Origin of the sequence: Glycomyces luteolus, assembly GCF_027622875.1 — a bacterium.
Classification (GTDB): Bacteria; Actinomycetota; Actinomycetes; order Mycobacteriales; family Micromonosporaceae; genus Glycomyces; species Glycomyces luteolus.
The window spans coordinates 24,336-46,015 of the sequence record NZ_JAPZVP010000020.1 but is presented as its reverse complement, the minus strand read 5'-3'; the positions used below and the strand labels follow the sequence as shown (position 1 = coordinate 46,015).

Below are 21,680 nucleotides of genomic sequence, written 5' to 3'. Positions count from 1 at the left end.
GTCTCGTTGTGCTCCTTCAGGTTCGGCGGTGCGGTGAAGTCGGGTCGGGGGCGATGGCGAGTGTGCCGTCCTGGAGACCGGCGGCGGTGAGACGGGTCAGGTCTTCCAGGATGGTGGTCTGTTCGCGGAGTGCGGCGCTGCGGCGCGCGATCTGGGTGAGCAGGTCCTCGTATCGCTGGGCTTCTTCAGGTTCGAGTTCGAGTATGGCGAAGTCTTCGATGCGACGTGGTGCACGGATCGCGCCGGCCGCGCGCGGATGCTCGGCGGCCGCAGCTCTCAGCAAGGCGGCGAGCACCCGCGGCTGCACCGGCCGGACCGCCTCTGGGCGGACCCGCAGGACCCGGGCCGGGTAGACCACGACCGACAGTCCTTCCTCGTCGACGATCGCGCCGAAGCGGGGATTGGCGGTGACGACGATGTCTCCTGGTTCGGTGAAGACGGCGTGTTCGTACGCGGTGAACAGGATCTCGCGGTCGATGCGGCGGGCTCCGATCGGGGCGGCGCCGATGACCTCGTCGGGGCCGAGCACGGGATAGTGGCCCTTGCTGCTGAGGTGTGCGGCGGCGATGCGGTGTCCGGGGAGCTTGCGCAGGCGTCGGGACTTGAGCAGGTGGCCCACCGTGGTTCGGCGGGCGGGCTTGTCCTCCGGGCGGAGCGTGGCGTGGGTTCGCAGGCTGCGGTTGTCGCCGTCGTGCCGGGCCTGCTCTGTCAGCGTCTCGAGGCGGACTTCGAGTTCGCTGATGCGGGCGGGGCGTTCGGTCACCGTGCGGGAGTAGCGGTCGGCGTCTGAGAGGTGCCGCGGCGTGAACGCTGCACCGGGGCGCTCGGCGAGGACGGTGGCGTGCAGGACGGCGCCGTGCCGCGGTTCGTGGCGGGGATCGGTGGTCCAGCCCGCGCCGCGCCAGATGGCGATGTCCTCGGCGAGGTCGTCGAGCACGGATGCGGTGAGCGGCTGTGCGGACAGGTCGGTGAGCAGGACCCTGCCTCGCCGTTCGTCGCGGGGGGTGCGGGAGAGCACCCAGATCGCGGTGCGGTAGCCGGGCCGGTAGGGAAGGGCGCCTTCGGGAAGGCTCACTGCCGCTTTGAGCAGGCCCTCGGTGAGGAACGAGCGGCGCAGGAGGTCAGCGGCGCCGCGCTGCGGGAGGGAGTCGATGAGTGCGTCGGCAGGGCCGAGGATGACGGCCGAGCTGCCGTTAGCGAGGAGGTCGGTGCAGGCCTGGACCCGTTCCAGTGCGGTGCGCGGGTCGCGGGTCTCGGCGAACTCGTACGGCAGGGCGCACAGGAGCAGTTCCGGGTCCCCGAAGTCGTCCACGGCCAGGTCCATCCCGCTGCGGTCCGGTCCGTCGGCAACGTCGAGCTGGAATTCGTAGACCCCGCGCACGAGCATGCGGCGGCGGGTGAGCCGCGCGAGGCCCGCATCAGCGTCGGCGGCGAGGAAGGTGTGGCCGCTCTCCGGGGCGGCCTCGTCGTGCAGTGCGGCAAGAAGATCGCCGGCGCGCACGTGCGGGACGGCGACGACGCCTCCTGCTTCGAGCGTCGCGACACCGGCGATGCGGGCAAGGGCTTTGGCGAGCGCGGGTGCAGGCGAGTCTGCGGCGAGGTCGTGTGCGCCGAGGCGGCGGCGGGCGTCCATGACCCATTCGAACGCTTCGGCCGGGTTGTAGGCCGCGTCGGTGAGGTCGTCGGCAAGGGCCGCAAGGGCGGGGCCGAGTTCCGGAGGGACGGCTCGGAGTTCGGTGAGCAGGAACGCGTCATCGGTGTCGAGGTGGGCGGCGCGGTCGAGCGCGTCCTGCCATGTCCCCTCGGCGGCCGGCCGGTCGAGCTGCTGGCGGAGGCAGATGAGGGCAGAGAGGGCGGCGACCAATGCTGCGGCGGGCATCGTGTCCCGCCAAGCGTTGAGGGAGTGGAGCGTGAGCTCGGCGCGCAGGTCGTCCTGGCCGGCGTTCCCTCGCCCGGTGTCGAGGAGCCAGTCGGTCACCTCGTATCCGTCGAAGAGCGGGCGGCCGTTCTCGTAGACGATCGGCGCGGGGAAATCGGGGTGTCGGCGGGCCCAGTTGGTGACGACGGGGCGTTTGACCCGGGCCAGCGCCGCCACCTCGCTGGAGGTGATCCGCCAGGCCGCGCCGGGAAGGCGGAGCGCTGCGTCGTCGATGGCGTGCATGGCGCTGCTCCTTCCATTCGGTCGTCCGTCGCGGGCCTCCGCGGGCCGGCGTTCTCGGCTGACTTTACCGATTCCAAAAGATGAAGAACAGTCGCGAGTCTGGTAACCGGGGTTATCAGGAAAATTTTGCATCCAATGGTTCGGGCCAAGCCAACGTGGCGTCGTCAATGCAACGCACCGAGCGAAAGGCGACACCCCCATGACCCAGCACTCCGGGCCGCAACCCCAGTTCCAGCCCCCGCAGCCCCCGGCTCGCAAGAAGCCCTGGTACCTGCGCTGGTGGTCGATCACGATCGCGGCGATCCTCGTCCTGTCCTGCTTCGGTTCGATCCTGGGCAGTAGTGACGAGGACACCCCGACCGGCGAGGCCGCCGAGGACGGGACCACCACCGCAGCCGGCGTCGGCGATGACGACAGCGGCGAACCCGCCGAAGCGCCGGCCGAGGAAGCGCCGGAACCGGACTACTTCGCTGAGTCGTTCCCGGTCTTCGAGGCGGTGACCGAGTCCGGTTCCGGCGACAGCGTGATCGCGATCCCCGCGGCGCAGGGCGTCATCACCGCGTCGCACTCGGGTTCGTCGAACTTCATCCTCACCGTCCTCGACGAGGGCAACGCCATGTCCGAGCTGCCCGTGAACACCATCGGCTCCTACGAGGGGACCACTGCTTACGGCATTACCGGGCTCGGCGGCGAGTCCACCAACCTGGAAATCACCGCCGACGGCGACTGGGAGATCACCATCGCTCCCGTCGTCGACGCCCCCGAGCTCGCTCTCCCGCAGGAGACCGGCGGCGACGGCGTCTACCGGTACACCGGCGACGCCGCAACCTGGCAGCTGAGCCACGACGGCGACGCGAACTTCATCGTCACGTATGTCAGCGACGGGCTCCTCGGCTGGGACCTGCTGGTCAACGAGATCGGCGCCTACGAGGGCACTGTTCCGGTCACCGCAGGTCCCGCGCTGGTCATCGTGAACGCCGACGGCGACTGGACCCTCGCGAACGCTTGAGCCCCAACCGGTTCAGCCCCCGGCCGGGCTGAACCGGCCCGATCCCCCAGCCTGCGCTCGTCGATCCGATGAACAGGCGATACAGGAGCTTGCCCACATGACACACCACAATTTACCGCATTCATCACCGAAGAAAGCGAGCGCGCCGATGGCGAACCCGCCGCTCACCCACAGCCGCAAGGCGACGCTGTACCGACTCTTCGGGGTCGAACCCGACCTCGACTCGATCTGCAACGCGTTCAAGGAGAAACTCGACCAACTCGCGGCCGACGGCGGCGACCACTACCGGACCAGCCTCGCCGGGTGCCCGGCGCTGGTGCTCTGCGGCTCTTACGAAGGCCCGCCGGGCTGGCTCCTCGACGCCGAGACCATGACCGGGATGACGTTCCCGTACACCGATCACCGCAGTTTCGTCCTGCTGGTCATCGCGGTCGACCGGCACGTCTACGCGCTCGGGTTCGGCACGGGGTACCACTTCATCCCGACCGGGTGCAAGGACCTGCGATTCGGTCTGTCCCTTGCCAACCGCGTCGCCGATCCCGATTTCGTCAAGAACATCGTGCGCCGCAGGCCCGGTCAGCGCGGACGCATCGATGCGACGCTCTCACCGGAAGGGCTGCCGCTCTGGTCGATCCTCGTGGACAAGGGCCAGGACATCGTCGCGAGGCTGGGTTCGCGTGTGGACGGCCTGAACCTGACCGCGGGGCGCGGAAGCCGGAAGCGGATGCTCGTCGACGGCGGCACCGGGCTCAACACTCGCTTCGGCACTCGGCCGGAGGATCTGGTGGCCGACATCCGCGAGCTCGCGACGATCCTCGAATCGCAGGACCCGGTGCCGGAGCTGGCGTTCACCGAGCAGCTGATGGTGGTGCGGGACCCGGAACTGCGCGAAACGCTCGATGCGCGGCTCGACGCGATCCTCGCTTGCGCCGACTCCGCTGTCGAGGAGATCGGACTCGCCGTCCCGAACGAGTGCATGGAACACCATGACCAGGCACGCGCCGCCGACATCCGGATCGGCAGCGTGCTCAAGCCCGTGGAGGAGGTGTCGATCGAGGCGATCGTGCAGCGGACCGAGGTGCAGCAGCCGGGCTCACGTGTGCAGGCGTTGCGCGCAGGGAGGATCACGCTGTTCGCCGACCGAGACCGCACCGAGCTGTTGGGGCGAGCGGCGGCGATCGAGTGGATCGAGGCCTCGGCCAGTGTCGGTTCGCGCCGCTTCCATCTCTTGGACGGCGCGTGGCTCGAGATGGACGCCGGATTCGCCGACCGTCACGACGAGTTCATCCTGGACCTGATGACCGACCCCTCGGGGATCGAACTCCCCTGCTGGCCGCATGGATGGCATGAGAAGCCGTACCTGGCGCATGTCGGCAAGCGCACCGGCATGACGGTGCTCGACACGAAATTCGTCTACCCGAGCGGCGGCGGTGCCGTCGAGATCTGCGACCTGCTCGGCCCGGATGACGAACTCATTCATGTCAAGCAGGCCAGCGGGTCGGCGGCGCTGAGCCACCTGTTCAAGCAGGCCCTGGTCTCGGTCGACGCGCTGCGCTCATCGGAGGTCCGCCGACAGTTCGCAGCCGTGGTGGAGGCGGAGGGGAAGAACAGGACCGTTCCCGTCGACTTCATGCCGCGGAAGGTGGTGCTCGCGTTCAAGCACCGCGGCGGCAGGCGGCTCGACGTGAACACGTTGTTCCCGTTCGCCAAGATCGCCCTCGCCGAGACCGCGGAGCGACTGCAGGACCAGGGGATCAAGGTGCAGGTCGTGCTCATCGACCCGGTCGCGGCGTAGCCCGGTGGTTGATGGCGGGGTGCCGGTGTCAGTACCCCGCCTCGCTCGCTGCCCGATTGCTGCCGAATCCTGTTACGACGTCCCAGGTCAGTTCTGCACGATGTGCGAGGCTCCGGGCCCATCCCAGGTTTGCCCGCTTCTCCAGGCGGCCTTGACGTTGAAGACGTTGCTGAGCGTGTTCGGAACCCATTCCTCGTGCGGTGGCTCCTCGGAGACCAGGACCATGGTCGCTCCCTGTCCTGCCGTGTGGAGGTAGGCGACCTCCATCAGGTCGAGCGCGGCCTTGCGGAAATCCTGGTAGTCGTAGCCGCCGACCTCCAAGACCTCGAACACCACGGTCTCACTGTCGCTCTCATACCAGGCGTCCACATAGGTTCCGAAGTTGGCGGCGCCGCCCTCGTTCCGGGCCCGCTCCTGCAGCGCGGCGAGCATCGCGAACCGCAGTGCCTCGTGGCGGAAGTCTTCGCGTTCCTTCTGGATGCGTTCGCCGACCATGGCGTCGAACTCCGCTCGGGAAATGGGTGCCTTCGCTGCGGGTTCCATACTGGTGGGCTCCATTTCTACAGTCGGCGAAGCGTCCGAGTCGTTCGCGGAGGGGTGCTCCGGATCTGGGGCGAGCGCTCGCGTACCCGCCTGGTGAACACCGAGAACGGCCGGCTCGGTGGCGGCCAGCACCCACCAGGTCCGCTCCCCGAGGAGGGTCAACTGGCCGCCATCGTCGATCACCTTGCCGGATTCGAGGTCCGCACTGAGGGTCGCGTACAGGTCGTCGATGAAGCGCTGGTCGCCGAGGGCTTTGGTCGCGGCGTTGAGCTTCTCGTAGCCGATGCAGGCGAGCGCGGTAACCGCGAACTGCTCCGCGGCGAGCCCGCGTACGGTCTCCGGGTCGACATGTTCGGGCATCGGTGCGTCGGACCGTGGGGTGAGCAGGAATCGCCGCTCGGCTCGTGCCCGCTGGCCGAGGCGCGAGGGCACCCCTGCTTGGGCCTGTGCCCAGGAGCGTTCGGCGTGCATGCTGTCGTAGCCGGTGATGATATCGGCCCTTTCGTTCAGGATGAGGCGGAAGCCGTCGCGGTCGAGAACCCATGTCCCGTCGGGCATTTGGAAGTGCGATCCTCCGTCGAGGAATGGTCGGAGCATCGCGTGCAGTTCCACCGCGGCCTCCTTCAAATCGCCGTGGTGTTTCAGGATGAACGCGTTTCGGGCGTTGGCGGCGACCTGCACTTGCGCGATGTCGACGTCCGAGGGAAACAGGCGTGCTCTCGGGTTGCCTTCACCTGGTGCATGCAGCGGGCGTCCCCGTTGGAGGGGATCGGCGAAGCTGGTCCGAAAGCCTCCGCAATCGGGACTGCGGCACCAGCCGTCGGGGTTGGTGGTCTCCCTGCGGCAAACGCCGCCGTCGGCATGGAATCGCGAACATTTCGCCGACGTCCCGTCCAACGGGCGTCCCGAGTGCAGGGCACGGATCTGTGCGGGTTTGGGAGTCGTTCGCCTTGTCTCCGACGGAGCCGGTTCCGGCCGCGTCGAGGTCGAGGCGCGGGTGGTCATGTCTTCGGGGTTCAGACTGTATTGATCGAACGTCGTCCAGTCCGCGGGGTTCTTTCCTCGGCGGATCCCAATGAGGACCCGTCGGGCATCAGCGTTGGTCTCGCACTTGAGCACGACGGCGCGACCAGCCTCCCTGATTTCGATCTCTGCAAGCAACGACGACTCCACGACCATCAGGACCGGATCGATGAACCGCTGTGCGATCTCGGACCTCTGCCGACGCCAGTACTCGCCGCTGATCGGGACCAATTGGACATGGATGAGGCGATCGCGCAACGTCCCGAAGCGGACCTGCACGGCGATCGCCCGACCGTCTGCCCTTCGAAGGAATTCCGGTGCGTCATGTCCGATTCCGGAGCCTGTCAACCAGATCCTCAATGCCTTGCCGATGAACAGATGGTCCGCACTGTCTTCGCCGATGCGGGACCGACTGCAACGCCGACCTCTCGAGGAAGACTCGTGCGCGAAGTGGCAGACGCGGTCCTTGTAGCGCCGAGGCTTCAATCGCCCACCGCAGCCGCCGAGCTGGTGGCCGCAGAAGAAGGCGTGTCGGTTTCGCGTGCGCAGGAATCGGTCGTAGCCAACCGGTTCAAGTGGCAGGAACATGGGGTCGTCCGAGTGAGGGCCACCGTACACAGCGGTGCGAACGGTACGGGTGTCGCCGAACCATTGTGAATCCAAGGGAACATCCATCGGGGGTCGTCGGCAGAGGGGTGCCAAGGCGCGCGTCGTCCAGACGAACCTTCGCTGAGCGTGACCAGATCATATCCGGCGCAGTCGGATTTGGTGAGTCCTCATCGGCGTCTGACGTCGCCGGGCTTGCGGTCCTGATCGGCAAAGCGGGCGAAAGCGGCTAGCTCGGCAGGTCCTCGGCGTCGCCATGCCGACCGGTAGTTCATCGACTGGTTCACCGACGCGCAATTGCGGCTCCGGGCCGCGATCGAGGCCGTCCGTGGATCGTCGCCCGGCGCTTGACCGGGTGCCTCTCAGCTGGTTTGGATCTCTTCTGCCCCTTGGAGTCTGGCGCGGTCGGCCGCTGCTCGGCCGGCGATGTGGCCCTCGTAGTCGCTGATCCGCGTGGCGGCCCGGAACGTCAGGTTCGGGAACAGCTCCTCGGTCTTGGCGTCCACGGCTTCGCGCCGCAACTGCATCACCGGGACCAGGTCGGTTCCGGTCTCTTCGGCGACTTCGCGGACCGTGGCCTCGGCGGAGTCGGCCAGCCGCTCGCCGATTCGGACCGCGAACGATGCCAGGAACGACTGCCGGAACGAACGCGTCCGTGACCGGCCTGCGCCGTCCTGCTTCGCTCCTGCCCGAGTCATCGCGGACGTCGCCTGCACCATCAGCGAGTTGTACAGCAGCTCCACCGAGCGGAGGTTCGTTCGCCCACCGATCACGGTGGAGAACCCGGCGGCCAAGGAGTACACCGCTCGGCATCCGTTCGCGTCGGCCACGACGTGCAGCAGCTCGGATTTCGGTTTCTCGTAAGGCTTTTCGATGTAGACGCGCAACGCGGCGGCCTCCAGTGCCGCGTCCTGAGTCTCCGCCAGCAGTGCCTCGTTGATCGAGTGCCTGGCGATGAGCTGCTGGGCCTTCGCGGTGAACGCCTCGGCCTCGGCGTCGGAGTCCGTCGATTCGGCCTTGGCCAGCAGCGCCCGGATCTTCTCGTACACTTTGGACGACTCCGCCCCGTCGCCGCGCACCGAACTCGGGTGCCCGCCCGGACGCGGCTGGACCATCGGGATCGGCTGGAGGTCGGCGAGGGTGTACAGCGCCTCCAGTATCGGCGCGGCGGCCTCGATCCAGGCCGGACCTTCGCGGCTTGCGAGCACTTCCTTGGCGGACTCCGGCGCCGAGCGCTCGGCGAGTGACTCCCGCTGCGCGCTCCATAGGTCGCTCAGTTGCGCCTCCGCGTAGCTCCGCAGCTCCGAGCGCATGAGCGTCGCGGCGGCCTTCACCGCGGGGGTGGAGGCGTCCTTTGCCATGAGGCTGAGCACGTCCCGGGGCATCCAGCCGCGGTCCCATGCCTGGCCGACCGCGTCTTCGGCCATCGTGTCGATTGCGGTCCCCACCGCCTCGGGCCAGCGGGCGTGCGCCATCGCGCGGGAGAGCTGCCGCGCGGACTCCTCCCAGGTGGGGGCATTGCACTCGCCGCAAGGACATGCGTCGGTCATGATCTGGACGAGGACGTAGCGGGCCTGGACCACGAGCTCCTCCCAGGTGAAGGGACCTGGAGTTGTGCTTCGGTCTCTGAGACGGCGCTTGAGTTTCTCCCGCGACTTGGCCTTGCGTCGCTTCTGGTTATCCCGTCCCATGTCGCACCTCCAGGCTCGCCCTGCATGGCCTAACGGTTGGAGCCGCGATCGGCAACGGCTGGACTCCGGTGAAGCAGGCTACAGGAGCGAAACGGGCGGGGATGGTGGCACCATTCCGCCATTGGCGCAGCACGACGACTTCGCTCGGCGGTCGCTGGGCGCTCCCGGTGGCAGAATCGAGATCATGAGTTGGCCCGACGACTGGCAGGACCGCTTGACCGGGGCGGTGTGCAGGTTCTGCACCGAGGGGCGGCCTTCGGAGTCACGTGTCGGTCTGCGTTTCCACGCCGGCGAGGTGACGGACGCGTATCTCGCTCGACGGGCGATGGCGCGCGGCTATGCGGTCGTCATCTGGAGAGGTCGGCATGTGGTCGAGCCGCATCATCTGTCCGCAGAAGAATCGGTCCGGTTTCACGGCGAGGTGCTGAGGGTGGGCGCCCAACGGGCCCATGCGTGAGGTGCCGGCTGATCGACTCGTCCAGGATGCGGCCGCTCTCGCGCGGTTGCTTCGCTGAAGGCTGCCGGACCGGAACGCGGAACCGTCATTCAGCGCCCCGTCACGGAGTTACCAGGGCGTGTGCGAACCGTCGGGCAGCAGGCATGATCCGTGATCGGCGGGGCCGAGTCGCTCGATGAGGTCGACCACGCCGGGGATCGCCTCCTCGAGCGGGGTGGCCTTCTCGGCATGGCCGGTCATGTCGGTCTGCAGGTAGCCGGGCCACAGAGCCGCCACGATCGGTCCGGTGTCGGCGACTTCGACGGCGATCATCTTCGTCAGCGCGTTGAGCGCGTATCGGCTGGCGACGAACGCGTGGTTCTCTGTACGGGTGAGGCTGCTGATCGGTCTGGTGGGCATGGTGAGGTTCACCAGCCGAGCGTCCGGGCGCAGCAGGTTGAGGAACCGCTGGGCCATCAGCATCGGGCCGACCGTGTTGACGCGCAGCACTTCGAGCATCCGCGGCCCGTCGACCTCGGCGAGCCCAGAACTCGGCTCGAGAACCCCTGCGTTGTTGATGAGGCGATCGAGTCCGCCGTGAGACGCGATGATATCCGCGGCGTCCTCGATGTCTCGCTGTGATCGGACGTCGAGAGGCACGATCACGAGTCCTTCTGCAGCCAAGGCGTGCAAGGCCGACGCGTACTCGAGGTCACGGACACCCGCGAATACTCGAGCACCCCGCTTCAAATACTCGCGGGTGAGCGCAAATCCGATACCGCGGCTCGCTCCGGTGATGAGTACATCGGCCACAACGGCATGCTATCCACTCACTGCTCGCCTGCGTCCGCCCTCATTTCGTCCCGCCGATCGGCTGAGATGCGGCAGGCCGCCGAGCGGGCCGCTCATCGGGTCGGCCATCCGCCGTATGGGACGGTGATCAACTCGAGGTTGTGGCCACTGGGATCGAGGAAGTACACGCCGCGGCCGCCGTCGTTGCGGTTGATCTCGCCTTCGCGCCGGTGGTGCGGATCTGCCCAGTAGGTCAGGCCCTGCGCCTTGATCCTGTCGAAGGCGGCGTCGAACTCCTCGTCGGAGACCAGGAAGGCGTAGTGCTGCGGGGCTATGTCGCCTTTCGGCGCGGTCGCATAGTCGAGACCGACGCCGTTGCCGGTGGTGACCTGGACGAACGGTCCGAAGGTCGAAGTGCCGAGTCCCAGCAGACCGGCAAGGAACTCCGCGGAGGCCCGCTTGTCCTCGGCGTAGACGATCGTGTGGTTCAGTTCGATGCTCATCCGGTTCCTCACAATCGAATCTCGTGCGCTCGACCCCGATACGCCTGCGGGAAGCCGACGCGGTGGAAATCGGCACTTCTACAGGATATGCACCACCGCTGCGCGACCGAGCAGAAACGCAGAGGCCTCCAACGCCTGCCCGGTCTATCCCGCGAAGCGGGCGTTCATGGCGCGGAAGTGGTCGAGCACGTCTTGGCGGAAGAGGCTCCCGTAGCCGGCGGCGTCGATGCGTGCGACCAGTACAGGGGCGGCGATGCCCATGCTCTCAGCCGAGGCTTCCACGTTCCAGTCGCAGTCTGAGAGCGTCCGCAGGAGCCGTCCTCGACGTGATTGGGTTTCCGAGAGTCGGAACGTCCGCAAGTAGGCGAGGCGGCCGTCGTCGTCGGTGATCGCCTCGCCCACATGTGCTTCGCGGCCGGGCACGAAGTGCGGACGGAACCGGCGGAGCGTGTACTGGTTCATCTGGTAGTCGCCGGTGAAGACGTACTCGGCGTCGAGTAGCCCGGAGGCCATGGCGTTCTCGTGGAAGTCAGCCCACTCCCCTTGCGCGGCATCGATTGCCGTGCGCAGGTCGGCGATGGTGTCGATCGCGCTCTCGTCGAAGTGCGGGCGGAAATCCGGGACTTCGCCGTACAGGTGCGCGTACCGCCAGATGAGCTCGCCGAACCCGTCCTCGACGAGGGTCGGGTGCAGGGCCCGGTAGTCGTCCGGGTGCGGGGTGACGACTGCCGAGGCGAGCGCGTCGGCGATGTACACCAGCACGCCGCATTGTCCAGGATGGATCTCGAAGACGCGCAGGGCGTCGGCGAGGCCTTCGACGTCGTAGCCGATGTGCCGCGGATCTTCGGAACGCGGCAGGCCTCGGCGGTACACGCGGGTCGACCATTCGCGCCAGGCGATCGTCGGGCCCTGGAACGTGAGCGGCAGGAACGCTTCCAGTGCGGTCTGGTGCGGGACGAAGCGCACGCGGGTGCGCCGTTCGAGCCTCGTCTTCGGCCGCCGGGACTTGTGCACTGTCGTGGCGGGCATGCGCAGTGCGGTGCCGAGTGCGGGCACGGCGGTGCCGTCGTCGGTCCACTCGGCGGTCAGTCCGTGCGGCGCGTAGCAGCAGCGCGGCTCGTATCCGCCGAGCGGGTCGTCGTCGGGGAAGCCGCTGGGATGCAGTCGCAGCGACAAGATCGGCTCGTCGCGGACGAGCGGCACGAGCCGGACCCCGCCCCACACTTGGCCGGGGCGGGCCTGGAGTCCATCGAACGTCAAGCGGTGCAAGGCGTCTCCTCGGTGAGCCAGCGTTCGACCCGTGAGTCGATATGGGCTCGCAGTTCGGCGATCCCGGTGCGGCCGGTGGCGAACCGGGCGAACTCGACGAGCTCGGGCAGGTCCTCGGCGTCGCGGATGCCGACCGTGGGGGTGGTGGGCGAAAGGCGGCGCACCTGGAGTCCCGCCGCGTCGAACACCGGGTTCAGGTGGGCCACAGCGGTCTTCCGCTCGGAGTCGAGCCGCTCCTCCCAGACGCGCAGCACCTCGGCGGCCATGCCGACCGGAGCGTTGTCCCAGCCGTCCGAGACCACGACCAGCAGATCAGGGCGCTCCTCGAGCCCGTCGAGGATGCGTTCACCGAGCGCGGTGACGCCTCGGGCGCGGGCCATGATCGGGTCCGCGTCACCGGAGAGCCACAAGGGATGGTAAGCGGAGGCCAGTTCCCGCAACAGGAAATGCGCCGCCAGAGCGACGACGAGCGGTCGCCGCCGCTTCTCGCTCGAGCCGCTCGCCGAGTAGCTGTCGTCGAGCACCGCCGCGACCCGGCCCCACGTCCCGGCCCGAAGCCCCGCCACGCGCCGCGCTGCGGCGCGGAGCGCGTCCGTCAGCTCCAGGCGCCGCTGTTCCCGCTCCTCTACCGGCAGTGCGAGCACGTATGCGGCGAGGCGGGTCAACGGCATCCGCGAAAGGCCGGCGACGTCCGCGGCGATCCCGATCGCGCCGAACCGCGCGGCCGAGCGCTGGAGCCGCAGCCGCTCGCCCCGGGTGAGCTGCGGCGCGATCTTCTCGAGGAACTCGGCGCGCGTGATGCGGTGCTTGGCCGCGAAGCCCTCGGCCACCGTGTACGGCAGCTCGAACACGGCTCGCCGGTCGAAATGGGCGCGCCGCCAGGTTTCGAACTGGGGCGTGTCGAAGCGGCCCGCGGCGTGCCACCCGAACAGGAACGCTTCCAACTCCTCGCTGGGCAGGTCCTCGACCTTCATGTGCGCGTGACGGATCGCGCCTAGGAACGCCGACCGGTACTTGACGGCCTCGAACGCCGGGTCCGGGCGCGCGGCGAGCCATTCGCGCATGATCGCGCGAGTCCGCCGGTTGTTGACCCGGGCCTTCCGCAGGGCCGTGAACAGGTGATAGACCCGGTGTGTCGGCAGCTCTGTGAGTGCCTTGGCGATGAGGCGGCCCTCAACGGCGCGCTGCTCGGGACTCGCGTCCCGGCCGCTCTGCAAGAGCCGCATGATGATCGCGGCGGCGTTGCGGTCGTTCACGCCGAGCGTGAGCGTGGCCGCGTACAGGTCCCGGTAGTTGACGAGCATGTACTCGTGCAGGAACTCCATGGACCACTGCTGCGCGTCGGCGTCGGAATGGAACTCGCGCTGGCCGGTCGAGGCGATCGCGGCGTTGACGAACAGCAGCACGTCCTCAGCGGCGGTGCGGTCGGCGACGAGTTCCATCGGGGCGTCCGGGTTTTCGAAGGGTTTGGGGCGCCGACCGGGGAATGAGAGGCACGAAGACGAACTATCGCTAAAAAACGGATCCGGGAGTCGCGCCGGAGTCCCGCGGTCGGCAACGCTCACCTTACTGTCGCTTCTCCCTGCCCCGCCACCGAATAGGTCCGCAAACCCTCACCTGGGTCATAGCGCCCGTCCACGGCTCACGTGCTGAACCGCTCGCATGAGGGTCGACAAGTCGAGGGTGGGCTGGTATCAACAATGTTCCACTGCGTATTCCGCGCGGGAATGGAGGCCTCATGGATCCGTACGCCCGACTGGCCGAGCTCGGGATCACGCTGCCCGAGGTCAACCCGCCCAAGGGCTCCTACGTGCCGGGCAAGCGGGTCGGCCCGTTCGTCTTCGTCTCGGGCCAGTTGGCGATGGTCGACGGACAGCTCGCCGCCACTGGGAAGGTCGGCGGCGAGATCACCCTTGAAGGCGCGCAGGACCTCAGCCGGAGGTGTGCTCTGGCCGCCGTTGCGGCTGTGGGGTCCGTAGTGGATCTCCGTCAGGTGACCGAGATTGCGCGGCTGGTCGGCTATGTGGCTTCGGTACCGGGGTTCTTCGACCAGGCGGCCGCGGTCAACGGGGCGAGCGACTTCCTCATGGAAGTCTTCGGAGTGGCGGGACGCCATGCCCGGACGACCGTGAGTGTTCCGCAGTTGCCCCTGGACGCACCCGTGGAGATTGAACTGACCGTGGGTGTCAGGGACTGATTCGCGACGCGGTTCCCGTCACCGCGATGCCGCTTCCGGCGCCAGCGGGTATGCCGACGATGATGCGGCTGGGACGGCCCATGTCGAAGCCCTGCAGGACAGTGACTTCCGCTGGCGTCTCCACCAGGCCGAGTTCCCTGAGGTAGCCCCCGAGTGCGGCCGCGGCCGCGCCGGTCGCCGGGTCCTCGATGACGCCGCCGGGGGGAAACGGGTTGCGGGCGTGGAAGACCGTGTCTGATTCCCGCCACACCAAGTTGATGGTCGCCCATTCGAGCCGCTCCATGAGCGGCAGCAGCGCCTGCAGGTCGTAGTGCAGATCCGCCAGACGCGGCCTCGTGGCTGCTGCGATGATCGGGTGCCAGGCGCCGGCATATGCGGCGAACGGCGGGATCGCCGGGTCGAGATCGGCAGCGGCCCAGCCCAGTCGGTCGAGCAGTAGCCGGAGGTCGACGTCCTCGATCGGCGCTATCCGCGGCGGAACGCTGGTCAGCGTCGCCGTGATCGTCTCGTCAGCCATACGCGCCGTATTGACCGGGACGGGCCCGGCACGCGTGATCAGCCGGAGCTCGCCAGTCCCTTCTCGCTCTGCAAAAGCCACGGCCGCAGCGATAGTCGCGTGGCCGCAGAAGGGCACCTCGCACTGCGGGCTGAAGTATCTGATACCGAATGCGTCGTCGGACTGGCGCGTGAGGAAGGCCGTCTCGGAGTAGCCGACCTCTTTGGCGGTCTTCTGCATCGCTTCATCGTCGAGGCCTGCGGCATCGAGTACGACGCCGGCGGGGTTGCCTCCCCCAGGCTCGAGGCTGAATGCCGTGTAGCGCAGGATATCCATCGACTCAGGCTATCGTGCGCGAATGATTCAGCGGGTGCGCCGAACGGGTCGATCTCAGGTTCACTCCATCGTGCAGAGCGCCGGAGGCCTTGCAGAGCTGCGGTCTCATACGGCCTCGCCGGTTCGGCGATCAACCCCAAGTCAGCAGTTGCCCCGTATCGGTCAGTCCGACTGAGAATCCGAGTGAGATGCGCCGTGCGCCGCGGCTGGGCCGCACCGCGTGGAAGTAGCGCGGGTTCAGCAGCAGGACCTCGCAGGAGACCGGCTTCGTCTCGACGGATTCGGCCTCGCGGACGACGTCTTCGGCGTATCCGTACGAGTTCGGCAGGCGGTACTCCTCGTCGGCAGGCTCCCACAGGTGCCGCCACATGACCGTCTCGCCGCCAAGGCTCGGCACGCTCAAGTAGAGGTTGAACGCGAACTGCGCCACGAGGTGCGCGTCGACCAGGTCCCCGTCGAACTCGCGGCGCGCATCGTCGAAATGCACCTGGAAGCCGCCGTTGGGCTCGCGGAAGACTCCGGGGTTGAATGCTCGGCCCCCGGCGGTGCCGACCTCGACCGGTGCGGGCAAGTCGGCGCCGAGCCGCTCTCGGCACACCGCGAAGGGGTCGTAGGCCATACCGAGCTGCTGCCAGATTTCGCCGCTCGCGTCGAGCGCATCCCAGTAGCCGTCCGACAAGCGGTTCGCTTTCCGGAAGTCGCTGACGGCGATGCCGAAGCGCATCACCTGAGGATAGACGCGCTCTGCGCCGTACGACTCGAACTCCGCTTGGGTCAGCGACTTCAGCAAGTCGTCGCATTCCGATTGAGAGATGAAGCCGGGCACCTTGACGGCTACGCATCGGCCGGCTGCGAGATCGGCAATGTCGCCTCGCCGAAAGCTGTCGGTATTCACGACTCTGAAAAGGGGATCGTGTGATGCTGTTGTGCCCATGATGCACCTGTCACTTCCGCGCGGCTGCATTGGCTACCAATCTATCACGATGCGTGAACGAGTGGCTGTGCCAATTTCCGCCAGGGGCGCAAGCGAAAGGTCAGGAGAAGCTTGAACCGGGTTTCAGGAACATCAACTGCCCCAGTAATCTCGGACGAGGTGTCAGTTTGACCCGAATACCCGTTGCGAAGCCACTTCCAGGTCCTTGAAATCAGATCGGGCGGCATCCCGCCGCGTCGAGTCGGACCGATCGGGCTGTCGGGTTCCCGACTTCGACTGGTCCTGCGACTGCGCACTGGAGGATCGATTTTTTGACGGCATGACCGGCTCTCAAGGATAGGCGGGCGAAGCATGGACGGACCGTCTGCACCTTGTGCAGCTCTGGCACCATCACTCCCAGTGGCGAATCAGCGTTCGCCTTGAACAGTTAAGACCATAGCGTAGCGCCGATTGAACGAAGAGGCGATACCCGTCACTCGAAATGATTAATCCTCGCGGATGACTGTCCTTACTGCTCCGTCAGCAACATTTTGATGACGATGATCTGGTTCGCCGTCATCCTCGCAGTGATGTGCGCGTCCCCTAGCAGACGCACTTCGTCTCGGTGCAGTGCAGTCAGATGCGACAGCGCTTCCGGCAGGAATCCCTGCCCTTGCAGGACAACGCCTTGCTGGTGCCGCAGCGCCAGACACATCGGCGACTCCGGGTGCTCTCTCGCGTCTGACAGTGCCTCGGCCACGACGAATGCCGCTTCATCCCAGCGCTCTTGCTCGTAGAGCGACACTGCGAGGGACTGCCGCACCCACAGCGTTTCCGGCTTGTCCCGCGGCCAGCAGCGGTCCATGACCTCGAGGATGTCCTTCAGCATCACTTCCGCCTCAGGGTATCGACGTTGATACAGGATCGAGCGGGCCAGGCTGTGCCGCACCACCATGGTGTCGGAGTGTTCCGGTCCGCGAATCTCGTTGTCGTTCTCCGCTTGCACGATGCTCGCGAGCAGCTCCTCCGCTTCGCTCCAGCGGGCCTGCTCCAAGATGGCCCGCGCATGCTTGTGGCGACTCGCGAGGGTGTCCGGGTGGTCGCGCCCGAGCAGACTCGTCCGGAGTTCGATGACCCTCGCAAGCTCCCGCTCAGCGGTCTCGGGGGCACCGCGTTCGAGCACGATCCTGCCGTGTTCGTGTCGCAGGCCGAGGATCTCCGGATCGTCGCGACCGAACCCGAATTCGCCGCACCGGTCGATCAAGGGCTTCACGAGGTCGTCCGCCGGATTGAACAGGTTGGTGACGATCAGCCAGCGCGCGGCGCGCCTGGCGAGTTCGATCGCCGAGCGGATCAGCCCGGAGTCGCTGACTGCATGGCCGCCCAGAAGGATCTTGTTCACCATCTCGAGGGCGTGAGGAGCGAGTGCGTACCACAACTGCCAGCTGCCAGGCAGGTCCGGATCCGATTCGTGAAGCGCGCTCTCCAAGAGGTCGACCTGCAGCCGGAAGTACGCTTCCGCCTGCATGTCCGTTTCGGTGCTCTCCCGCAACGCCCCTTGGAACACCGGGTGAATCGAGAGCACATGGGACAATTCGGGATCGGCGATATTGTCGAGTTCGTGCAGGTCGACAAGGCCGATGTCGGCTAGCGCCTTGAGCATCTCGCCCACCTCCTCCTCCGAGACCGCGGCGAAGAGCGGCGAGCGGCTCAGCACGGCCGGGTCAAGGAGGACGGCGTAGGGAATCGGCGCATTGCCGAGGGCAAGCGTGCGAAGCAACGGGGAGGTTCTCGGGTGGACCCGCTGCTCCAGGAGTTCCAGCGACAGCGTCATGGCCTGCTGCACCTGTTCCAGACCGAGGTCGACGGAGGTCCCGCCGCCCTGCAGCCCCGAGGGCGAGGCGAGCCACTGCTCGACGCGCCGAAGGTAACTCGCGAAGTCGGTGATAGCCGCTGTTCCCGTCCACACATGCGGCGTGTTCGCAGAGCGCAGGTACTTGGCCGCAGCCCACAGTGCGAGCGGCATGCCGCCGAGCGCCTTCGCGAGCTCTCGGGCCTGCGCGAATTCCCCTGGAGGCCGTTCGGTCAGGTCCATCAGCATCTGCGCGCCCGATTCGCTGTCGAGCGCCTCGACCTGGTGGACGCTGCTCCAGGATCCCCAGGTGTCGGGGTTGCGGTCGCGGCTGGTCACGATGACCGATCCCGCATCGTGATGGGGCTCGCGGAGCCAGCCGGTGCCGTCGGCGATGCCGACTCCGGCGGGATCGAGCGATGACGGGTCGTCCACGTTGTCGAAGACGAGCAGCCAGGGGTCCTGCTCGGCGTTCAGGGACCGCCAAGTCAGGTCCGTCATGCTCGCGCGCCCGGCCCACGCCTGGTCGATCTGGTGTCCCGGCACGCCAAGCTGGTTGTTGACTTCCCGCATGGTGCTGTTGATCCGGTTGGCGGCCACCCACCAGACCTTTCGACCGCTCCGTTCCGCCTGCCGTGCGATCTCGAGCGCAATCCTGGTCTTGCCGAAGCCACCTGGGCCGACCAGGATATGGACGCCGGCCCGGCCCATGTCGGCGGAGATGGCGTCGATGAGCGGTCCACGGCCCCGGACCCGGCCTCTGCGGTCCGCTTTGCCGTACGGCGGGGCGATGGAGATCTGGCGTTCGGGACTCGGTGGCAGTGCCAGAGCTTCCGAAGCGGCGGTGGCGGGGACGATCCACGCGCTCTTGAATGCCGTCCACATGTTGCCCAGGACGCCCGCACCGCGGGTCGCCTCCCGTTCGACCTCCAGCAGGATGCCGCGGCACCACGGCACCACGATCGGGTGATCTTCGGTCTGGACGCCTCGTGTGGGCACCTCAGGTAGGGCGCAAGCGCGGACCCGGCTGCGGACCACGCCCGGGAGGTCCTCAAGCAGCGTCCGGTCGAGCAGCGGCCAGTCTTTCAGGGGACGGCGCAAAAGCGCTCGCCGAGCGCGCTTGCGTGCACTGCGGTCGTCACCATACACCTCCCAGACTGCGCGCTCTGCTCCTCTGCGAACCGAATGGAAGAGCGCCCGTCGGACTCGTGCGGAGTCGGAACCACGTCTTGCCCGGGCTTCGGTTCCGATTCGGTCGGCGAGTCTGGCAACGATCCAGAACGTGACCTTGGCCGTCGAAGTCGAGATGTCCATGGGAGGGGCTCCTTGGAGGGGGTTGTCCAGCCCTCACTATATCGTGACTAGGTTGGCCCCAAAGGGTGTCGAATTCTCGACGCTCCTAACAAGATCAACTTCCGTCGATGCTCAAGACGCTCAGTCGCGCTAGTGCGCTCATCGTCGCTCTGTCCAGATAGCGACTGGATCGAGTCAAACGCGACATGGAACTCCGCATCGACGTTCGGTCCCGAAAATGATCCGGAGAGCAATGAAATCCATCAACTACGCCACCGATCTGGCACCGACTCCCGCCGGCCCGTACGCCCAGGCAAAGCAGCGGGGAAACCTCCTGGCAGTGGCGGGGCAGATCGGCGTCGACCCCGCGAACGGCCGCCTCGCCGACGGATTCAAGGCCCAGGCCGACATGGCGCTCAGGAATCTCGGTGCAGTGCTGGCCGAAGCCGGCGCCTCATTCGAGGACGTCCTGATGTTCCGGGTGTACCTGACCAACACGGCAGACTTCGCCGCGATGAACGCCGTTTTCGCTGAATTCGCACCGAAATCGCTTCCCGCGAGAACCACTGTCTATGTCGGGCTCCCCGAGGGCATCCATATCGAAGTCGACGCTCTCGCCGTGCTCGCCTAGGCGGTTCGGGAGCAGTTGGTCTTGGGGGTTCTTGTTGGTAGCCTCGTGACCGCTGTTGTCGAGGCCGGGGTGTGCGCCCGGTGTGTGGCCTTACCCCCGGGGCCTGAAGGAGATTTCGTGAATCAACCCTTTGGCGTGCCGGGCGTTCAGGGTCGCGGGCTGCTGGTCGGCGCGAACTATCATCCGCACGACTCGGAGCCGGAGACCTGGCGCCGTGATGTGGCGATGATGCGGGAGGCGAAGATCTCGGTCGTGCGGCTGGGGCATCTCGCGTGGGACACGTTCGAGCCGGCGGATGGAGTATTCCGGTTCGAGTGGTTCGACGAATGCATGGATCTGGTGCACGAGAACGGGATCGGCGTGATCCTGGATCTTGCCGTGCGGCCCGCGCCGTTGTGGCTGCATAGGAAGCATCCGTCGATCGACGTCACTGATGCGGCCGGAAACCGGCTGTATGCGAACCACCGGTACATGGACGATGTGGGCGACCCGCATTTCCGGAGCCACGCGAGGCGCTTCGCCGAGCAGGTGGTGCGCCGGTACGCGGGGCATCCTGCGTTGGCCGCGTTCGGGATTGACAACGAGCCCGGTGACGGGCCGATCTCCTATTCGGAGACGGTGCGGGAGCGGTTCATCGAGTGGCTGCGGGTGAGGTACGGGACAGCGGAGGCGCTGAACCGGGCGTGGGCCGGTCACCGGTGGTCGCGGCGGATCGGGGACTTCGAGGAGGTCGGGTTGCCGACGCCCGGGAGCGGGGGCGGCGCACCGGAGCGTGTGCTCGACTTCCGGCGGTTCGTCTCGGATGAGGTGAACCGGTATCTGACGGCGTTGTTCGACGTGGTCGAGGCGCACGCGCCGGGCGCGTTGACCACCACGAACATGTGGTACTACAGCCCGTTGCGGCACTTCGACTACGCGCCGATCGCCTACAGCGGGCGGATGACCCGCGCGGGGAACGGCTTCTATCCCGGTAGCTCCATCATGGATGACGGCGGGCTGCGCCATGCCCTGTTCGGGATCGCTCGGATCCAGTTTGAGAGCACGAACCCGTTCTGGTGCACCGAGTTCACCACGATGACCGCGACGCCTGGTTCGATCCGCAAGTCCGCCTATGCCTCGCTGATGCTCGGGAACCAGCTGGTGTGCGGCTGGACCTGGCAGACCATGCACGCCGGCGAGGAGCAGTTCCTGCAGGGCATGGTCGACTGGGACGGCGTGCCGAACCGCAAGCTCGACGAGTACCGGCAGATCGCGCAGGAGTTCGCGAAAATCGGGCCGCACGGGTTCCCGTACGTCCCCCGCGCCGAGGTCGCCGTCGCCCTCGACTTCGCGAGCCAGATCGCGAGCGCGGCGCTTCCCGAACGCCATGACGCGCAGGCGCAGACCGCGTTCGACGCCGCCCTGGACCGCAACGTCGACGTGCGGATCGTCGATGTTTCGCTCAGCGAGCTCGATTACAAGCTGCTGGTCGTTCCCGGAGTGCTCGTCCTCGATGAGGCGGCCGCCTTGAAGATCCGCGCATTCGTCGAACGCGGCGGCACCGTGGTCATGACCTCGGATTCGGCGACGCTGGACGCGAACGGGCAGGTGTTCGACACGACTCGGCCCGGGTTCTTGGCCGATGTGTTCGGCGTTCGAGTCGGGTCCTATGAGGAGCCTCAGTTCCTCAATGAGCTTGCTCGCGGGCGCTCGGGCGACAGTGGGATTGACGTCATGGTCGGTGGCGCGCGGATCGCCACGGCCGCACCTCGGTTCGACATCGTCGAGGCCGGTACTGCTGAGGTGCTCGGGAGCGCGGTCGGTTTCGAGCGCGAGTATCCGCTCGTGACGGTCAACGAGTACGGCGCCGGGCGCGCGGTCTACGTCGGGATTCCTGCTCGCCGCGAGTTGCTCGACGCGGTGCTCGAGGCCGAGATCGAGCGGCTCGGCATTCGACGGGGCCCGGTCGTCCCGGCGGGCGTGATGGCGCGCCGGATCGATGACCGCCACGTGCTGTACCTCAACCTGGATGCCGAGCCGAAGCCGATCGAGCTGCAGGGCAAGGCGACGAGCGTCCTCCGCGACGTCCGCTACGAGGGCGGCTTCACGCTCGGGGCGTACGACGCCGAGTTCGTGGAGCTCGATGCGGCCTGAG

16 protein-coding genes are annotated in these 21,680 nt (G+C 67.2%); 6 read left to right on the top strand and 10 right to left on the bottom strand.

Annotation, left to right across the window (positions count from 1 at the left end; translation table 11 throughout):
* Positions 1 to 16: 16 nt before the first annotated feature.
* Positions 17 to 2,161: a hypothetical protein gene (locus O1R50_RS21255; RefSeq protein WP_270112214.1), complete on the bottom strand. Its 2,145-nt coding sequence runs from the start codon at positions 2,159 to 2,161 to the stop codon at positions 17 to 19.
* A 199-nt stretch (positions 2,162 to 2,360) separates the two neighbouring features.
* Here O1R50_RS21255 and O1R50_RS21250 point away from each other — a divergent pair, with 199 nt between their 5' ends.
* Both O1R50_RS21250 and O1R50_RS21245 read left to right on the top strand, forming a co-directional pair.
* Complete coding sequence (locus O1R50_RS21250) at positions 2,361 to 3,170, top strand: hypothetical protein (protein WP_270112213.1); 810 nt, start codon at positions 2,361 to 2,363, stop codon at positions 3,168 to 3,170.
* Positions 3,171 to 3,318: 148 nt separating this feature from the next.
* Positions 3,319 to 4,965 carry a DUF6119 family protein gene (locus tag O1R50_RS21245; protein WP_270112212.1) on the top strand — a complete coding sequence of 549 codons (1,647 nt, stop codon included), beginning with the start codon at positions 3,319 to 3,321 and terminating at the stop codon, positions 4,963 to 4,965.
* Positions 4,966 to 5,052: 87 nt separating this feature from the next.
* On the opposite strand, the gene O1R50_RS21240 is transcribed toward O1R50_RS21245, so the two are convergent.
* Together O1R50_RS21240 and O1R50_RS21235 are read right to left on the bottom strand one after the other, a co-directional pair.
* Positions 5,053 to 7,119: a hypothetical protein gene (locus tag O1R50_RS21240; protein WP_270112211.1), complete on the bottom strand. Its 2,067-nt coding sequence runs from the start codon at positions 7,117 to 7,119 to the stop codon at positions 5,053 to 5,055.
* Positions 7,120 to 7,499: 380 nt separating this feature from the next.
* Positions 7,500 to 8,828 (bottom strand): DUF2786 domain-containing protein, encoded by a 1,329-nt coding sequence (locus O1R50_RS21235; RefSeq protein ID WP_270112210.1) that lies wholly within the window; start codon positions 8,826 to 8,828, stop codon positions 7,500 to 7,502.
* A 121-nt stretch (positions 8,829 to 8,949) separates the two neighbouring features.
* Here O1R50_RS21235 and O1R50_RS21230 point away from each other — a divergent pair, with 121 nt between their 5' ends.
* Entirely contained in the window at positions 8,950 to 9,285 is a 336-nt protein-coding gene (locus O1R50_RS21230) for a hypothetical protein (RefSeq protein ID WP_270112209.1), read from the top strand.
* Positions 9,286 to 9,393: 108 nt separating this feature from the next.
* Here the strand turns inward: O1R50_RS21230 and O1R50_RS21225 are convergent, their stop codons facing one another.
* The 4 genes from O1R50_RS21225 to O1R50_RS21210 all read right to left on the bottom strand — a co-directional run bounded on the left by O1R50_RS21225 (position 9,394) and on the right by O1R50_RS21210 (position 13,270).
* Complete coding sequence (locus tag O1R50_RS21225; RefSeq protein ID WP_270112208.1) at positions 9,394 to 10,077, bottom strand: SDR family NAD(P)-dependent oxidoreductase; 684 nt, start codon at positions 10,075 to 10,077, stop codon at positions 9,394 to 9,396.
* A 92-nt stretch (positions 10,078 to 10,169) separates the two neighbouring features.
* Entirely contained in the window at positions 10,170 to 10,559 is a 390-nt protein-coding gene (locus O1R50_RS21220) for a VOC family protein (protein ID WP_270112207.1), read from the bottom strand.
* A 144-nt stretch (positions 10,560 to 10,703) separates the two neighbouring features.
* Positions 10,704 to 11,828 carry an ARPP-2 domain-containing protein gene (locus O1R50_RS21215; RefSeq protein ID WP_270112206.1) on the bottom strand — a complete coding sequence of 375 codons (1,125 nt, stop codon included), beginning with the start codon at positions 11,826 to 11,828 and terminating at the stop codon, positions 10,704 to 10,706.
* Positions 11,816 to 13,270 (bottom strand): hypothetical protein, encoded by a 1,455-nt coding sequence (locus O1R50_RS21210; protein ID WP_270112205.1) that lies wholly within the window; start codon positions 13,268 to 13,270, stop codon positions 11,816 to 11,818. Before O1R50_RS21210 ends, O1R50_RS21215 begins: the two co-directional genes overlap by 13 nt.
* 296 nt (positions 13,271 to 13,566) lie before the next feature.
* Here O1R50_RS21210 and O1R50_RS21205 point away from each other — a divergent pair, with 296 nt between their 5' ends.
* The gene (locus O1R50_RS21205; protein WP_270112204.1) at positions 13,567 to 14,025 is read left to right on the top strand and encodes a RidA family protein; all 459 of its coding nucleotides are present in this window, start codon (positions 13,567 to 13,569) and stop codon (positions 14,023 to 14,025) included.
* Here O1R50_RS21205 and O1R50_RS21200 read toward each other — a convergent pair.
* The 3 genes from O1R50_RS21200 to O1R50_RS21190 form a co-directional block, all read right to left on the bottom strand.
* The gene (locus tag O1R50_RS21200) at positions 14,015 to 14,857 is read right to left on the bottom strand and encodes a PhzF family phenazine biosynthesis protein (RefSeq protein ID WP_270112203.1); all 843 of its coding nucleotides are present in this window, start codon (positions 14,855 to 14,857) and stop codon (positions 14,015 to 14,017) included. The genes O1R50_RS21205 and O1R50_RS21200 overlap by 11 nt on opposite strands.
* 130 nt (positions 14,858 to 14,987) lie before the next feature.
* Positions 14,988 to 15,791, bottom strand: a complete 804-nt coding sequence (locus tag O1R50_RS21195) for a proline hydroxylase (RefSeq protein ID WP_270112202.1) — start codon at positions 15,789 to 15,791, stop codon at positions 14,988 to 14,990.
* A 508-nt stretch (positions 15,792 to 16,299) separates the two neighbouring features.
* Positions 16,300 to 18,936 (bottom strand): tetratricopeptide repeat protein, encoded by a 2,637-nt coding sequence (locus O1R50_RS21190; RefSeq protein ID WP_270112201.1) that lies wholly within the window; start codon positions 18,934 to 18,936, stop codon positions 16,300 to 16,302.
* A gap of 232 nt (positions 18,937 to 19,168) precedes the next feature.
* Here O1R50_RS21190 and O1R50_RS21185 point away from each other — a divergent pair, with 232 nt between their 5' ends.
* Positions 19,169 to 19,546, top strand: coding sequence for a RidA family protein (locus O1R50_RS21185; protein WP_270112200.1), 378 nt, complete (start codon positions 19,169 to 19,171; stop codon positions 19,544 to 19,546).
* A gap of 45 nt (positions 19,547 to 19,591) precedes the next feature.
* Positions 19,592 to 21,679 (top strand): beta-galactosidase, encoded by a 2,088-nt coding sequence (locus O1R50_RS21180; protein WP_270112199.1) that lies wholly within the window; start codon positions 19,592 to 19,594, stop codon positions 21,677 to 21,679.
* Position 21,680 lies beyond the last annotated feature (1 nt).

What these genes read in the sequence shown, in the direction of transcription:
- O1R50_RS21190 (WP_270112201.1), bottom strand. Translation starts at nt 18,936, where the DNA reads ATGGACATCTCGACTTCGACGGCCAAGGTCACGTTCTGGATCGTTGCC.
- O1R50_RS21185 (WP_270112200.1), top strand. Translation starts at nt 19,169, where the DNA reads ATGAAATCCATCAACTACGCCACCGATCTGGCACCGACTCCCGCCGGC.
- O1R50_RS21235 (WP_270112210.1), bottom strand. Translation starts at nt 8,828, where the DNA reads ATGGGACGGGATAACCAGAAGCGACGCAAGGCCAAGTCGCGGGAGAAA.
- O1R50_RS21205 (WP_270112204.1), top strand. Translation starts at nt 13,567, where the DNA reads ATGGATCCGTACGCCCGACTGGCCGAGCTCGGGATCACGCTGCCCGAG.
- O1R50_RS21220 (WP_270112207.1), bottom strand. Translation starts at nt 10,559, where the DNA reads ATGAGCATCGAACTGAACCACACGATCGTCTACGCCGAGGACAAGCGG.
- O1R50_RS21240 (WP_270112211.1), bottom strand. Translation starts at nt 7,119, where the DNA reads ATGTTCCTGCCACTTGAACCGGTTGGCTACGACCGATTCCTGCGCACG.
- O1R50_RS21210 (WP_270112205.1), bottom strand. Translation starts at nt 13,270, where the DNA reads ATGGAACTCGTCGCCGACCGCACCGCCGCTGAGGACGTGCTGCTGTTC.
- O1R50_RS21245 (WP_270112212.1), top strand. Translation starts at nt 3,319, where the DNA reads ATGGCGAACCCGCCGCTCACCCACAGCCGCAAGGCGACGCTGTACCGA.
- O1R50_RS21250 (WP_270112213.1), top strand. Translation starts at nt 2,361, where the DNA reads ATGACCCAGCACTCCGGGCCGCAACCCCAGTTCCAGCCCCCGCAGCCC.
- O1R50_RS21195 (WP_270112202.1), bottom strand. Translation starts at nt 15,791, where the DNA reads ATGGGCACAACAGCATCACACGATCCCCTTTTCAGAGTCGTGAATACC.
- O1R50_RS21255 (WP_270112214.1), bottom strand. Translation starts at nt 2,161, where the DNA reads ATGCACGCCATCGACGACGCAGCGCTCCGCCTTCCCGGCGCGGCCTGG.
- O1R50_RS21200 (WP_270112203.1), bottom strand. Translation starts at nt 14,857, where the DNA reads ATGGATATCCTGCGCTACACGGCATTCAGCCTCGAGCCTGGGGGAGGC.